The following is a 13,967-nucleotide window of genomic DNA, read 5'->3' on the forward strand; positions in this document are numbered from 1 at the left end:
AATTATTTTTCTAAGAGATTTAAAAAAGCTTGCAAAACAGGCGAGGGATTGTCCCTGCGCCAAGCAACGCCGATTTCAACAGTGGGGCATGGGTTCTGCATCGCTTGGTAGCGTACTCCAGCCCGCTTCAAGTTTGCCATCGATTCCGGCACTAAAGCCATACCCATTCCCGCAGACACCAATGCGACGATTGTTTGCATTTGAATCGCTTCTTGTTCGATGTTCGGCGTGATACCCGCACTGCGGAAGCTACCTAAAATCGTGTCGTGAAACGCTGGCGCAATTTTGCGCGGAAAGAGAATTAATGGCAAATTTTTATAACTTGCAAGTGAGTCGGGTTTTGCCCGATTAGGAGAGTTCTCCGGCAGGGCAATTAATAACTTCTCGCTTCGCAAGCGTTGAAATTCCAGCAAATGCCGCAAATGTTCTGGGATAGGTGGGATCAGTAAACCTGCGTCAATCTCGCCACGCTCAAGCAAGTTGAATTGTTGATCACTCGTTCGTTCTTGTAGTTCAATTTTGACGCTTCCATGCTGATGCCGAAATTCTCTCAAAACCGGAGGCAAAATGCTGTAATCGGCGATCGAGATAAACGCCAGTCTCAGCTCACCCGTTTCGCCCGAAGCGGCACGTAGCGCAATGGATGGAAGTTGGTGTGCCTGTGCGATCAGCCGATTGGCTTCGGGTAGTAAAGCATTTCCTGCCGCAGTCAGCTGTGTATTGCGCGTATTCCGTAAAAACAGCGGTGTTCCGATTTCAGCTTCTAAAGCTAGGATCGCTTGGGAAAGGGGGGGCTGCGTCATGTGCAATTTTTGCGCAGCGCGTCCGAAATGTTTTTCTTCAGCGACGGCTACAAAATAGCGAAGCTGACGTAATTCAATTGGCATTATTCATATATCGGGGATTGGAGTACCACTACTCAGACTCAGTGAAGTAGAAGGATACTATTTTTTGCCTTCCTTGAAATTGCGTTTTAGGCGTTCTTTTCGCATTTTTTCATGGAGAAGTTCGTCTTTACGTTTGTCTAGGCCCAACATCCGTTCAAAAAATTCAAACCATAAGAACGCAAAAAAAGCGAACCCATTGATCCACCACCATGAAACATTTTCCATGAAACTTAATTCGGCAAATTTCAGCGCATATAACGCAACGACGGCAATAAGCAAGAACATATTTGGTGTGGATAGGTAAGGGTTAGACATTGATGAACAGACCGATCTAGAAGCGAAGGAAGTCTTCGCCTGCAAGATGGACTTTATCATAGGGGTTAAGATGATCAAGGTCAACTAAAGTCATTCCATTGCGTTTGTCGATGCAGTAGTGTCAAAAAAAGCGGTAAAATGAGAGCATGCAAATTTTTAACGGGAGATGGAAATGAAAGCGACTTTATTGTTTGTAGCGAGTTTAAGTTTGATGGCCTCTGGCTCAGCATTAGCAAATGCTGATTTGGCGAAGGCAAAAAATTGTATGAGTTGTCATAGTGTTGACAATAAAATTTTGGGCCCGGCATTTAAAGATGTCGCAAAAAAATATGCTGGCGACAAAACAGCTGAGGCAAAATTGGCGACTAAAGTCGTGAAGGGTGGAAGTGGTGTTTGGGGCGCAATCCCTATGCCAGCAAATGCACAAGTGTCTGAAGCTGAAGCAAAAACACTCGTTAAATGGGTGTTGAGCCTGAAATAACTAGAAAAATGAGGATCTAAGTTTCAGAATTTGTTTCTAAAATTGTTGATTCCACTGAAGAAGCCCGGTCAAGTTCGGGCTTTTTTTGTATTCTCCGGTTCTTTGCATGTCACCTTATGGCCAAATTTCATACTCTCGATAAAATTGACAGAAAGTTGTTGAATCTTTTGCAGAAGGACAATCAAATTCCCACGAGGATTTTGGCTGAAAAATTGCACATCTCTCAGCCGACTTGTTTGCGAAGGATTAAGAGTTTGCGGGATGCTGGCGTCATTAGCGCTGACGTGTCGATGGTCGATCCATTCTCTCTCGGGTATGGAATGTTGGCTTTTCTTGAGATTTCTTTGTCGAACCAGTCCGATGAACACATGCGTGATTTTGAAGCATGCATGAGTCACGAGCCAGAGGTCATGCAATGTTATTTTGTTTCGGGAGAAATTGACTATTTCTTAGTGATCCACGTGGTGGACATGGAGGCATACTATCAGTTTGTCAGACGTGCCATTTCTGGATCGGGAAATGTTCGGCATTTTCATTCACGTTTTCCAATGAAACGTGCAAAATTCTCCACTCGAATCGCGTTTGATGAAAAGGGGCCTGAGCTGAACGTACGCATCAGTAAATAGCATAGACTTGGATGCCCCTCCAATGCTTGAATGCTAGCCACTCGTGGATTTAGCGGCGTCCTTGAATTTTATTGATTTCGTGAGTGATCGCCCTCGTCACGACTTCCTCGACGCTAAGGCGCAGGCCAGCCCGAATCTCTTGGGCAAGACGGTCGACCGCTGTTTGTAAGACATCTGCCAAGCTGTCGCTCACCCTGTGTTCAAGTACGAAGTCGACGCGTGCCAACACTTGGCGTAGGACATTTTCCCGAATGGTTTGTTCGAGGTTCGCCCATTCTTCAGGACTTATACGTTCAGATTGCAATAACTCTTTGCTTTTTTCTTGTTCCTCAGTAAACAGATCTGGCCGCGCCAACACCTCTTTTGCAGCCGCTATCGCAGCGTTGATGGGTTTTTGTATTGGAGCCGTAGCCTGAGCGCTCGAGCTACTCAATGGAAAATGCACATCGTGCGATTTCTGTTTTGTCTTTGGGCTAGCGTTGGTGTCGTTTTGATCTGAAATGATTTCTGTCAGAACTGGAATGCTTTCATCAATCTGATCATTCATGTTGTACTCGCTATGGTGTGTGACGGTTTGACGCCGAATTGTTGGTACTGACGGAAACGTAGTCGCGCTTCGGCCGCGTCGCGTTCCTCTTTTGCAACGACTTCAATGACACGATTAAATTCGGCGAAATTGACGGGAACTTGATGGCTTAAATTGAGCAGTAAATCCCGATGCGGTAACTCTTGATCTTGATTGATCTCAGTGGCGATTAATATTGGAGTGTGTCGCGCAAGAGGATCGTTCAACATCAGATGAGGTAGGAAGTCTGCATCCGAAAGACTCCACAGTGCTTGATCTAAAATTTTGGCTTGTTCTTGATTATCGATTAAAACGATGATCCGACAATTGGCAGCACGGGCTTTTCGAATCAGGCGGCAACTGTAATGAATCTTGTCATTTACTTGCGTATGGAAATCGACGCGGGTCGCAGTCATATTGATTTAATCTCTGTTCTTCAGGTGTTGAACTTGAATTCAACAGTCTGGGTAGGAAGTGGTGCGAAATTTTTAAAAACGAATGCCAGTTGGTGAAGTGGACTTGGGTCTCGGCACTTCTTTGGGCGTGTCATCGGTTTTTTTTGCAGTACTTGGAGCCGGAGGCGCTGCAGGTTCTGGGTCTGGGTATCGGTAGTCCTTAGGCAATATACTTTGTTCTGGGTAACCCGCTGAGCTGAGCGCACTTCGCCATTCCGTGCTTTCGAATCCGGCGAATTTTGCTTTGTTGATCAACATAAATGGCAATTGAGTATCGCCGCTAACTTGCTTGAGTTTTTCAAGGTCCTCTGGATTGCTAATTGTTTTCTCGAAGAATGGAATGCCATTTTTCTTCAGCATATTGCGTGCTTCGTTGCAAACACCGCACGACGCAGTCGCGTAAAAAGTCACTGGATTTTTAGCGACTGCAGCTGCTAAGTCGGGTGGAAGCTTGATGTTAGAAATTGAAGCGGATTGATCAAACGCCTTGGTTCCTAGTTTTTTTGCATTTGCAGGAGGCGGAGTATCGCTGTAGACGATTTTGCCATTAGGTCCGACCCATTTGTACATTTGTGCATGCGCGGAAGGTACAAAGTTGAATAAACTTACTGCTGCGATCAATGAACAAAGCATTGGCAAGTAAGTCGGTAATTTATCACCTGTACTTTTCTGTGCTACGAACATGTTTCACTTCTCCATCTGCATAATTGTTTATTGAATCATGCCATTATGGCGCAATAATGCGTCGATAGCCGGTTTTCTGCCACGAAATGCAACAAAGGAGTCGAGTGCAGGGCGTGAGCCTCCCATTTCTAATATCTCAGTCTGAAAGGTGATACCGACTCGCCGAGACAAAGTGCTGCCCTCGTTTTTTGCTGCTTCTTCAAATGCGCTGTAGGCGTCAGCGGATAACACTTCGGCCCATTTGTAACTAAAATAGCCAGCCGCATATCCGCCCGCAAAAATATGGCTAAAAGAATGCTGAAAGCGATTAAATGATGGTGGTTGAATGACAGCGACTTGATCTCGTACTGCTTGCAAGATTCTTGCGACTTCTTGTTTCGATGATTTGTCGCTCGGACTATGCAAGCGCATATCAAATAGCGCAAATTCCACCTGACGCAAGGTTTGTAAGCCAGATTGGAAATTTTTTGCAGCGATCATTTTGTCGTACAAGCTGCGCGGTAAGTAGGCGCCCGTTTCAACATGCGCGGTCATTTGTTGCAAGACATCCCATTCCCAGCAGAAATTTTCCATAAATTGAGACGGCAATTCCACCGCATCCCACTCGACGCCAGAGATTCCCGAAACCGAAATGTCATCGACCTTGGTCAGTAATTGATGCAATCCGTGCCCAAATTCATGGAATAGGGTAATCACTTCATCGTGGGTGAATGTTGCTGGTTTGGTGACGCCATCCACCACCACTGGGGCATTGAAGTTGCAGGTTAGATAAACCACGGGCGTCTGAATGCCGCTCGCTTTGCGGCAGCGTGCGCGGGCATCATCCATCCAAGCGCCACCTTGTTTGGCGGCGCGGGCATACAGGTCAAGATAAAATTGTCCAACCAATTCACCATCGCGCTCGACACGATAAAACTTCACATCAGGATGCCAAGTGGCGGCGCTATCGCTTTGGATATTCACGGCAAACAAAGTTTGAATCACATTGAATAAACCAGCGACCACTTTGTGCTCAGGGAAATATTGTTTTACTTCTTGTTCAGAAAACGCGTAACGTTGTTCGCGGAGTTTTTCTGAAACAAAAGTGGTGTCCCACGCTTGCAAGTCGCTGATGCCAAATTGCTCTTGGGCAAATTGGCGTAGCTCCGTCAAATCTTTTTCGGCAAACGGTTTCGCTTTGTGTGCTAAATCGAGCAAGAAGCTTTCGACTTGGGTGGCGCTCTCCGCCATTTTGGGTAAAAGCGAGACTTCGGCGAAATTTTGATAGCCAAGTAGTTCCGCTTCTTCTTGGCGTAGACTCAATAACTCATCGATGATTGCCGTGTTATCCCACTCAGGATGTCCGCCTAGTTCCGATGCCTTGGTCGCGTTTGCGCGATAAATCGTTTCGCGTAGCTGGCGGTTTTCGGCGTATTGCAAAAGTGGGAAATACGAAGGGAAATGCAGGCTGAATTGATAGCCCGTTTTGCCATCTTGTTCGGCAGCGTGTTGTGCTGCCTGTAAAACTTCTTCCGGCAAACCTTTGAGTTCGGCCACATCCGTGACGAGCAATTTGTAATCATTGGTCGCGTCCAACACATTCTCAGAGAATTTGGTGGAGAGGGCAGCTAATTTTTCTTGCACTTCTGCGTAGCGTTTCTTTTTGTCGTCAGCTAATTCTGCGCCGCCGAGTTTAAAGTCACGCAAGGCATTGCTGATGATTTTTTTACGCGCGGCACTCAGCGTCGCGTAGGCAGCGCTCGCACTTAATGCTTTGTAGTGTTCGTATAAATGCAGATTTTGTCCAAGCTCAGTCCAAAATTCGGTGACCTTGGGTTGGTTTTCGTTATAGGCTGCACGTAGTTCTGGTGTATCGCGCACCGAGTTGAGGTGACTCACAATACCCCAAGCACGGCCGAGTTTTTCGGTAACGGTTTCTAATGGCGTGACGAAATTGTCCCATTCAATGTTTGCTATTGGTGCTTCTAATTGCGTTACCACTTTACGGCATTCCGCTAATAATTGATCCATCGCGGGGCTGACATGCTCTGGCGAGATAGCATCAAAGCGTGGCAGGTCGCTAAAGTCGAGTAGCGGATTGGTGGTCGTTATTGATTGGGTCGTCATGTCACTCATCGTATTAAATTCTTTCAGCAGCTTCTATCGTATTAACTAATAACATCGTGATCGTCATTGGACCGACGCCGCCTGGTACTGGCGTAATGTAGCTAGCGACTTCTTTGACATTCGCGTAATCCACATCGCCGCACAATTTGCCTTCATCGTCGCGATTCATGCCGACGTCGAGTACGACCGCACCCGGTTTCACCATGTCGGCAGTGACGATATTGCGCTTACCTGTGGCGACCACGAGGATGTCGGCATTGCGTGTATGGGCGCCCAAATCACGTGTCTTGGAATTACATATGGTGACGGTTGCGCCTGCTTGCAAGAGCAACATGGCTTGCGGTTTGCCGACAATATTTGAAGCACCAACCACCACCGCATTCGCGCCACGTACTGGGTAGTCGATAGATTCCAGCATCTTCATCACGCCATACGGTGTGCAAGGGCGGAATAAAGGCTGACCTGTCATTAGCAAACCAGCATTGCTGATATGAAAGCCATCTACATCTTTTTCAGCGGCAATTGCTTCAATCACTTTATTCGCATTGATGTGCGCAGGTAAAGGCAATTGCACCAGAATACCATTGATCTTTGGATCATTATTGAGGCGATCGATGTGTGCCAAAAGGTCAACTTCGCTTAAGGATGCATCATATTTTTCAAGGACTGAGTAAAAGCCGCAGTCCTCGCATGCTTTGACTTTGTTGCGTACATAGACTTGTGAGGCGGGATTGTCGCCAACCAAAATGACCGCGAGGCCTGGTTGTTTTCCTTTTGCAGTTAAGTTTGCTGCGCGTTTGGTCACGTCTTCGCGGATTTGCTGAGAAAGTTGGGTGCCACTGATGATTTGTGCTGTCATGGTATTTGTGCTCGAAAAGAGGCGGACACTTGAAAAAAATACGACAAGGTCGGCGGATGGCAAAAAATGGATCAAGCGTGATTATAAAGGATGGCGACCAGACGTATTAATAGTTGCTAACTTTCTTGATCAAACTCGGCGAAAAAAAGTTAAAAATTCTGACTTCAGAGGTGAATCTGCTTATCCAGATCGACGTGGCTTTTTTGTGACTTCGAAAGTGTTTCTTTTTATTACCAAAATTGTTGGTTGGGCTATGAAATGTGTTCCGAAATTCGCCAAGCATTCTGCTATTTTAGGAAATAAATGAGCAGGTTTGACTTCACAAATCATAGCAATTTACATAGAAGCTTGTATGTTGCATTGCATCACGAATATCACAATATGAAATCACATATCGTAATTTGAAATTTGAGAAAAGTGCTGTTAGAATGTCCCCGATGCAAAAAATCGAGAGTCGTTTTCGCCTTGAAAAAGGCTTGAGAATTTTTCACATTTCGCACAAGCTTGCGTAAAACTAAACAGTGTAAAGGCGGTACTAGCTCTGCACGACGTGAGCAGTCGCCACCAGAACACATGACCTTTATCCATGAGGAGACCGTATGTCACAGATAGACCAAATTTTGGCGCAAGCCGTGAATGATCCCGACGTGATCGAAACCAATGAATGGCTTGATGCGCTAGAGTCTGTGATTGATACGGAAGGCCCAGATCGCGCTCACTATTTGATGGAACGTATGATGGATTTGGCACGCCGTCGCGGTGCAAATATCCCATTCTCCAGTAATACGGCCTATGTGAATACGATTCCTGCCGATAAAGGTGCACATTGCCCAGGTAATTTGGAAATCGAAGAGCGCCTGCGTTCCTACATGCGTTGGAATGCGATGGCGATGGTGGTGAAAGCGAATCGTCTCGATGGTGATTTAGGTGGTCACTTATCGAGCTTCGCTTCTTTGGCTAACATGTTGGGTATCGGCTTTAACCACTTCTGGCATGCGCCGACAGCTGATCACGGTGGTGACTTGCTGTACATCCAAGGTCACTCTTCTCCAGGTATTTATGCTCGCGCTTTCCTCGAAGGTCGCTTGAGCGAAGATCAGTTGTTGCACTTCCGTCGTGAAGTCGATGGCAAAGGTCTGTCTTCTTACCCACATCCAAAATTGATGCCAGATTTCTGGCAATTCCCAACGGTCTCTATGGGCTTGGGCCCATTGATGGCCATCTACCAAGCACGCTTTTTGAAATATCTCCACGCACGTGGCATCGCTGATACGGAAAAACGTAAGGTCTGGGCATTCTGCGGCGACGGTGAAATGGATGAACCAGAATCCATGGGCGCGATTGGTATGGCCGGTCGTGAAAAGTTGAATAACCTTGTGATCGTGGTGAACTGTAATTTGCAACGTCTGGACGGCCCAGTGCGCGGCAATGGCAAAATCATTCAAGAACTCGAATCTGATTTCCGTGGCGCAGGCTGGAATGTGGTTAAAGTGATCTGGGGTTCTGGTTGGGATGAATTGCTGGCGAAAGACAAAGAAGGCGCGTTGCGTAAGATCATGATGGAAACCGTGGACGGTGAATATCAGAATTACAAAGCGAAAGATGGCGCCTATGTGCGTTCCCACTTCTTCGGCAAAGATCCACGTACTTTGGCGATGGTCGCGCATATGTCGGACGACGATATCTGGCGTTTGACACGCGGTGGTCACGATCCACACAAAATTTACGCAGCATTTAAGGTCGCACAAGAAAGCGTTGACCAACCAACGGTGATCTTGGCCAAGAGTATTAAAGGTTACGGCTTCGGTAAAGCAGGTGAAGCGCGTAACACGGCACATAATACGAAGAAACTCGACGACGAAACGATTAAGTCAGTACGTGATCGCTTCCAGTTGCCGATCGCGGATGAGAAGTTGGCAGATATCCCATTTTACAAACCAGCTGACGACACGCCAGAAATGAAGTACCTGCACGAACGTCGTGCAGCACTCGGTGGTTATTTACCACAACGCCGTCAACAGGCGGATGAGCAATTAGTCGTGCCGCCATTGTCTGCATTCCAAGCAATGTTGGAACCAACCGCAGAAGGGCGTGAGATTTCAACGACAGCTTCTTATGTACGCGTATTGACGTCTTTGCTGCGTGATAGCAGTTTGGGACAACGCGTTGTGCCTATCATGGTTGATGAGTCTCGTACATTTGGTATGGAAGGCTTGTTCCGTCAAATCGGTATCTTCAGTCAAGTTGGTCAGTTATACGAACCAGTTGATAAAGATCAGGTCATGTACTACCGCGAAGATAAAGCCGGTCAGATTTTGCAAGAAGGGATTAATGAAGCCGGTGGTATGAGTTCATGGATCGCAGCAGCGACTTCTTACTCGACCAACAACCGCGTGATGATTCCGTTCTACACGTATTACTCAATGTTCGGTCTGCAACGTATCGGCGATTTGGCATGGGCCGCAGCGGATATGCGTGCACGTGGCTTCTTGATCGGTGGTACTGCGGGTCGTACGACACTGAACGGTGAAGGCTTGCAACATGAAGATGGTCATAGCCATGTGATGGCATCGACGATTCCAAACTGCGTACCCTACGATCCTACATTTGCGCATGAAGTCGCAGTCATTATTCATGATGGTTTGCGTCGTATGGTCACGAACCAAGAAGACGTGTTCTACTACATCACGGTGATGAACGAGAACTACGCTCATCCTGGTTTGGTTGCTGGTCAAGAAGAAGGCATTATCAAAGGTCTGTACTCCTTCAAGAAATCGGAAGCGCAAACCAAACATCGCGTGCAACTCTTGGGTTCTGGAACGATCTTGCGTGAAGTGATCGCCGCCGCTGATTTGTTGCAAAACGATTGGGGCATTGCAGCCGATATTTGGTCTGCACCATCCTTCACATTATTGGCGCGTGACGGTCAAGATGCAGAACGTTGGAATATGTTGCACCCAACCGAAACACCACGCGTCCCTTATATTGCTGAATGCTTGAAAGATACAGCCGGTCCTATCGTTGTATCTACTGACTACATGCGTGTCTATGCAGAACAAGTGCGTGCATTCATTCCTAAAGATCGTAGCTACAAAGTCTTGGGTACGGATGGTTTCGGTCGCTCCGATAGCCGTGCGAAATTGCGTGAATTCTTTGAAGTTAATCGTTATTTCGTGACGATCGCAGCATTGAAATCCTTAGCAGACGAGGGCGCGATTTCTGCTTCAGTGGTGGCGCAAGCAATTGAGAAATACGGTATCAATCCAAACAAACCCAATCCGGTGACTGTTTAGTTTTTGTTAGGTTCGGTGCGAGATCGTAGGGCGGGTGGAACCCGCGTCGCCCACAGATTGAGCACCTTAGCAGCGCGGGTTGCACCCGCCCTACAAGAGCTACGAGAGCGCTTAGTTAATTAGCCTTGACCCCAGCCTTCCCCCTATTGAAGGGAGAGGGAATAAATGGAGAAAATGATGAGTACAGTAGAAGTCAAAGTGCCGGATATCGGTGATTTTAAAGAAGTTGAAGTGATTGAATTGATGGTCAAAGTGGGTGACACCATCAAGGTCGATCAATCCTTGATCACTGTTGAATCAGATAAAGCCAGTATGGAAATTCCATCGAGTCATGCTGGTGTAGTAAAAGAAGTCAAAGTTAAAGTCGGTGATAAAGTGGCCCTAGGCTCCTTAGTGGTGATCGTTGACGCTGACGGTGCAGCGGCACCAGCATCTACGCCAGCAGCGCCAGCTCCAGCTGCGGTTGCTCCGACCCCTGCCGCAGTAGCAGCGCCAGTAGCACCTGCACCTGTTGCCGCACCAGTTTCCGTTGCACCCGTAGTCGCAAGCGCGGCTGCAGTGGCAACGGCGCCGGCAGGTAAAGCGCACGCATCGCCTTCGATCCGTAAATTTGCACGTGAACTCGGCGTTGATTTGAGCAAAGTTCCAGGCACTGCACCGAAAGGTCGTATTACGCAGCAAGACGTGCAAAACTATGTTAAGGGAGTGATCGCTGGATCTGCGAGTGCGCCAGTTGCTAGCGCTGCAAGTACAAATGGTAGCGGCGCAGGTTTGAATCTCTTAGCATGGCCATCGCTCGATTTCTCTAAGTTTGGTGCGACTGAAACGCATCCATTGTCACGTATTAAGAAACTCAGCGGCCCGAATTTGCACCGCAATTGGGTCATGATTCCTCATGTCACGCAATTTGACGAAGCAGATATTTCTGATCTCGAAGAATTCCGTAAATCTTCGAACGCGGCCTTGGCTAAGTCGGGCGTGAAATTGACGATGTTGGCCTTCGTGATCAAGGCGAGTGTTTCTGCGTTGAAGAAGTTCCCAGCGTTTAATTCATCACTCGATGCTACTGGCGAAAACTTGATTTTGAAGCAGTACTACAACATCGGTTTCGCAGCTGATACGCCGAACGGTTTGGTGGTGCCAGTGGTTAAAAACGCAGATCAAAAAACATTATCGCAAATCGCCAATGAAATGGGCGAGCTCTCTGCACAAGCGCGTGATGGCAAATTGAAGCCTGCTGACATGCAAGGCGCGACCTTCACGATTTCGTCTTTGGGCGGTATCGGCGGTACCGCGTTTACACCAATCATTAATGCACCGGAAGTCGCGATTCTTGGCTTGTCCAAATCGTCGATGAAACCAGTATGGGATGGCAAACAATTCGCTCCACGTTTGATGTTGCCATTGTCTTTGTCCTACGACCATCGCGTGATCGATGGTGCGATGGCGGCGAAGTTCACAGCCTATTTGGCGGATGTTCTCGCTGATTTGCGTAAAACCATGTTGTAATCAGGAGCCAAGACGATGAGTACAATTGAAGTCAAAGTCCCTGATATCGGTGACTTTAAAGAAGTCGAAATTATCGAGGTCATGGTTAAGGTTGGTGATACGATCAAAGTTGATCAGTCCTTAATTACCGTTGAGTCTGACAAGGCGAGTATGGAGATCCCGTCTAGTCACGCGGGTGTCGTCAAAGAGCTGAAAGTGAAAGTGGGCGATAAGATTGCAGAAGGTAGCATCGTTCTCGTAGTCGAAGCGGCCGGTGCTGCAGCACCCGCATCTGCACCGGCATCTGCACCGGCGGCGTCAGCTCCAGCCTCCGCTGCGGCCCCAGTTGCTGCTGCCGCGGCTCCCGCCGTTTCTAGTGGCCCAATCGACGTCAAAGTGCCCGATATCGGCGATTTTAAAGAAGTCGAAGTCATCGAAGTGATGGTGAAAGTAGGCGATACGGTCAAAGTCGATCAGTCTTTGGTGACGGTTGAGTCGGACAAGGCGAGTATGGAAATTCCATCGAGCCATGCTGGTGTCGTGAAAGAATTAAAAGTCAAAGTGGGTGATAAAGTTGCCGAAGGTAGTTTGCTGATCGTGGTGGAAGGCGTTGCTTCCGCGCCAGTTGGACAGGCAGTTGCTGCAGCGCCTGTAGCGCCTGCACCTACAGTAAACGCACCTGCCGTCGCTGCGCCACTGGCATCAAGCTATGCTGGCACCGTCGATATCGAATGCGACATGATGGTGTTGGGTGCGGGGCCTGGTGGTTATTCTGCGGCCTTCCGCTCTGCGGATCTTGGTATGAGTACGGTATTGGTCGAGCGTTATTCGACCTTGGGCGGCGTGTGCTTAAATGTTGGCTGTATTCCATCCAAAGCCTTGTTACACGTAGCCGCAGTAATTGATGAAACCGCGGCGATGTCAGGTCATGGCGTAACATTCGCCAAGCCGCAAATTGATCTTGATGCTTTGCGTGCGCACAAAGATGGTGTCATCAAACAAATGACGGGTGGTTTAGCGGGTATGGCTAAGGCACGTAAAGTAAACGTTGTGCAAGGACTCGGACAATTCGTGAGCCCACATCACATCGAAGTGACAGCGGCTGATGGCAGTAAGAAAGTCGTGCAGTTCAAACAGGCGATTATTTCTGCTGGCTCCTCTGTGGTGAAGCTGCCTTTCGTACCAGAAGATCCACGTATCGTTGACAGTACTGGCGCATTGGAATTGCGCCAAATCCCGAAGCGTATGTTGGTCATCGGTGGCGGTATCATTGGTTTAGAAATGGCGACGGTATATTCCACTTTGGGTGCTCGCATTGATGTCGTCGAAATGATGGATGGTTTGATGCAAGGTGCTGACCGCGATATGGTCAAGGTCTGGCAGAAGCATAATCAGCATCGCTTCGATAATGTAATGACCAAAACTAAGACTGTCGGTGTCGAGGCACTGCCTGAGGGAATCAAAGTCACGTTTGAAGCAGCGGAAGCCGGTGCAACTGCACCCGCGCCACAGCTCTACGATTTGGTTTTGGTGGCGGTGGGGCGTAGTCCGAACGGTAAGAAAATCGCCGCCGACAAAGCTGGCGTGGCAGTGACAGATCGTGGTTTCATTCATGTCGACAAGCAAATGCGCACCAACGTGCCGCATATTTTTGCGATCGGCGATTTAGTTGGCCAGCCGATGCTGGCTCACAAAGCTGTGCATGAAGCGCACGTGGCAGCGGAAGCAGCGGCCGGACACAAAGCATTCTTTGATGCGACCGTGATTCCTTCTGTGGCTTACACCGATCCTGAAGTAGCTTGGGTTGGTGTCACCGAAGACGAAGCGAAAGCCAAAGGCATGGCGATCGAGAAAGGCGTTTTCCCATGGGCCGCTTCTGGTCGCGCTGTCGCGAATGGCCGCGCTGAAGGCTTCACCAAGTTGATTTTCGATGCCGAAAGCAAACGCATTATTGGTGGCGGTATCGTCGGTACACATGCTGGCGATATGATCGGTGAAGTCGCAGTGGCGATTGAGATGGGGGCTGATGCGGTGGATATCGGCAAAACCATTCATCCCCATCCAACCTTGGGTGAGTCGATTGGTATGGCAGCCGAAGTTTACAAAGGCGTCTGTACCGATTTGCCGCCGCAGCGCAAGAAGTAATCGATACGGTCCAATTACAGTTGTGACGTAATTTAACCCTGATGTCGTAAGGCATCAGGGTTT

General features: G+C 48.1%; 13 protein-coding genes. 6 read left to right on the forward strand and 7 right to left on the reverse strand.

Annotated features, from left to right (window positions below; genetic code table 11):
- Positions 1 to 2: 2 nt before the first annotated feature.
- Together KDM90_RS09145 and KDM90_RS09150 are read right to left on the reverse strand one after the other, a co-directional pair.
- Positions 3 to 887: a LysR family transcriptional regulator gene (locus KDM90_RS09145; protein WP_212675293.1), complete on the reverse strand. Its 885-nt coding sequence runs from the start codon at positions 885 to 887 to the stop codon at positions 3 to 5.
- 57 nt (positions 888 to 944) lie between these two features.
- On the reverse strand, positions 945 to 1,202 hold the full coding sequence (locus KDM90_RS09150) for a TIGR04438 family Trp-rich protein (protein ID WP_230409704.1): 258 nt from the start codon (positions 1,200 to 1,202) through the stop codon (positions 945 to 947).
- Positions 1,203 to 1,374: 172 nt separating this feature from the next.
- Between KDM90_RS09150 and KDM90_RS09155 the strand changes: the two genes are divergently transcribed.
- Together KDM90_RS09155 and KDM90_RS09160 are read left to right on the forward strand one after the other, a co-directional pair.
- A complete protein-coding gene (locus KDM90_RS09155) occupies positions 1,375 to 1,683 on the forward strand; it encodes a c-type cytochrome (RefSeq protein ID WP_329605313.1) in 309 nt (102 codons plus the stop codon).
- A gap of 116 nt (positions 1,684 to 1,799) precedes the next feature.
- Positions 1,800 to 2,309 carry an Lrp/AsnC family transcriptional regulator gene (locus KDM90_RS09160; RefSeq protein ID WP_212675295.1) on the forward strand — a complete coding sequence of 170 codons (510 nt, stop codon included), beginning with the start codon at positions 1,800 to 1,802 and terminating at the stop codon, positions 2,307 to 2,309.
- A 49-nt stretch (positions 2,310 to 2,358) separates the two neighbouring features.
- Here the strand turns inward: KDM90_RS09160 and KDM90_RS09165 are convergent, their stop codons facing one another.
- The 5 genes from KDM90_RS09165 to folD all read right to left on the reverse strand — a co-directional run bounded on the left by KDM90_RS09165 (position 2,359) and on the right by folD (position 6,978).
- Entirely contained in the window at positions 2,359 to 2,856 is a 498-nt protein-coding gene (locus KDM90_RS09165) for a hypothetical protein (protein WP_212675296.1), read from the reverse strand.
- Positions 2,853 to 3,290, reverse strand: coding sequence for a DNA polymerase III subunit chi (locus tag KDM90_RS09170; RefSeq protein WP_212675297.1), 438 nt, complete (start codon positions 3,288 to 3,290; stop codon positions 2,853 to 2,855). The genes KDM90_RS09165 and KDM90_RS09170 overlap by 4 nt, the downstream gene beginning before the upstream one ends.
- Positions 3,291 to 3,362: 72 nt before the next feature.
- On the reverse strand, positions 3,363 to 4,013 hold the full coding sequence (locus tag KDM90_RS09175; protein ID WP_212675298.1) for a glutaredoxin family protein: 651 nt from the start codon (positions 4,011 to 4,013) through the stop codon (positions 3,363 to 3,365).
- Between the two features lie 27 nt (positions 4,014 to 4,040).
- Positions 4,041 to 6,119 carry a M3 family metallopeptidase gene (locus tag KDM90_RS09180; protein ID WP_212675299.1) on the reverse strand — a complete coding sequence of 693 codons (2,079 nt, stop codon included), beginning with the start codon at positions 6,117 to 6,119 and terminating at the stop codon, positions 4,041 to 4,043.
- A 13-nt stretch (positions 6,120 to 6,132) separates the two neighbouring features.
- Positions 6,133 to 6,978: a bifunctional methylenetetrahydrofolate dehydrogenase/methenyltetrahydrofolate cyclohydrolase FolD gene (gene folD, locus KDM90_RS09185; protein ID WP_212675300.1), complete on the reverse strand. Its 846-nt coding sequence runs from the start codon at positions 6,976 to 6,978 to the stop codon at positions 6,133 to 6,135.
- Here folD and KDM90_RS09190 point away from each other — a divergent pair.
- The 4 genes from KDM90_RS09190 (at position 6,977) to lpdA (ending at position 13,904) form a co-directional block, all read left to right on the forward strand.
- On the forward strand, positions 6,977 to 7,285 hold the full coding sequence (locus KDM90_RS09190) for a hypothetical protein (protein WP_212675301.1): 309 nt from the start codon (positions 6,977 to 6,979) through the stop codon (positions 7,283 to 7,285). The genes folD and KDM90_RS09190 overlap by 2 nt on opposite strands.
- Before the next feature lie 292 nt (positions 7,286 to 7,577).
- Positions 7,578 to 10,271: a pyruvate dehydrogenase (acetyl-transferring), homodimeric type gene (aceE, locus tag KDM90_RS09195; RefSeq protein WP_212675302.1), complete on the forward strand. Its 2,694-nt coding sequence runs from the start codon at positions 7,578 to 7,580 to the stop codon at positions 10,269 to 10,271.
- A 177-nt stretch (positions 10,272 to 10,448) separates the two neighbouring features.
- Positions 10,449 to 11,780 (forward strand): dihydrolipoyllysine-residue acetyltransferase, encoded by a 1,332-nt coding sequence (aceF, locus tag KDM90_RS09200; protein WP_212675452.1) that lies wholly within the window; start codon positions 10,449 to 10,451, stop codon positions 11,778 to 11,780.
- 15 nt (positions 11,781 to 11,795) lie between these two features.
- Positions 11,796 to 13,904, forward strand: coding sequence for a dihydrolipoyl dehydrogenase (gene lpdA, locus KDM90_RS09205; RefSeq protein WP_212675303.1), 2,109 nt, complete (start codon positions 11,796 to 11,798; stop codon positions 13,902 to 13,904).
- Positions 13,905 to 13,967 lie beyond the last annotated feature (63 nt).

Source organism: Affinundibacterium fentianense, assembly GCF_018139545.1.
Taxonomy (GTDB): Bacteria; Pseudomonadota; Gammaproteobacteria; order Burkholderiales; family Burkholderiaceae_D; genus Undibacterium; species Undibacterium fentianense.

Excerpts from the sequence above, each read along its gene's own strand:
- KDM90_RS09175 (WP_212675298.1), bottom strand. The coding sequence starts at position 4,013 with ATGTTCGTAGCACAGAAAAGTACAGGTGATAAATTACCGACTTACTTG.
- KDM90_RS09150 (WP_230409704.1), bottom strand. The coding sequence starts at position 1,202 with ATGTCTAACCCTTACCTATCCACACCAAATATGTTCTTGCTTATTGCC.
- lpdA (WP_212675303.1), top strand. The coding sequence starts at position 11,796 with ATGAGTACAATTGAAGTCAAAGTCCCTGATATCGGTGACTTTAAAGAA.
- aceE (WP_212675302.1), top strand. The coding sequence starts at position 7,578 with ATGTCACAGATAGACCAAATTTTGGCGCAAGCCGTGAATGATCCCGAC.
- KDM90_RS09165 (WP_212675296.1), bottom strand. The coding sequence starts at position 2,856 with ATGAATGATCAGATTGATGAAAGCATTCCAGTTCTGACAGAAATCATT.
- KDM90_RS09145 (WP_212675293.1), bottom strand. The coding sequence starts at position 887 with ATGCCAATTGAATTACGTCAGCTTCGCTATTTTGTAGCCGTCGCTGAA.
- aceF (WP_212675452.1), top strand. The coding sequence starts at position 10,449 with ATGAGTACAGTAGAAGTCAAAGTGCCGGATATCGGTGATTTTAAAGAA.
- KDM90_RS09180 (WP_212675299.1), bottom strand. The coding sequence starts at position 6,119 with ATGACGACCCAATCAATAACGACCACCAATCCGCTACTCGACTTTAGC.
- KDM90_RS09190 (WP_212675301.1), top strand. The coding sequence starts at position 6,977 with ATGGTATTTGTGCTCGAAAAGAGGCGGACACTTGAAAAAAATACGACA.
- KDM90_RS09155 (WP_329605313.1), top strand. The coding sequence starts at position 1,375 with ATGAAAGCGACTTTATTGTTTGTAGCGAGTTTAAGTTTGATGGCCTCT.
- folD (WP_212675300.1), bottom strand. The coding sequence starts at position 6,978 with ATGACAGCACAAATCATCAGTGGCACCCAACTTTCTCAGCAAATCCGC.
- KDM90_RS09170 (WP_212675297.1), bottom strand. The coding sequence starts at position 3,290 with ATGACTGCGACCCGCGTCGATTTCCATACGCAAGTAAATGACAAGATT.
- KDM90_RS09160 (WP_212675295.1), top strand. The coding sequence starts at position 1,800 with ATGGCCAAATTTCATACTCTCGATAAAATTGACAGAAAGTTGTTGAAT.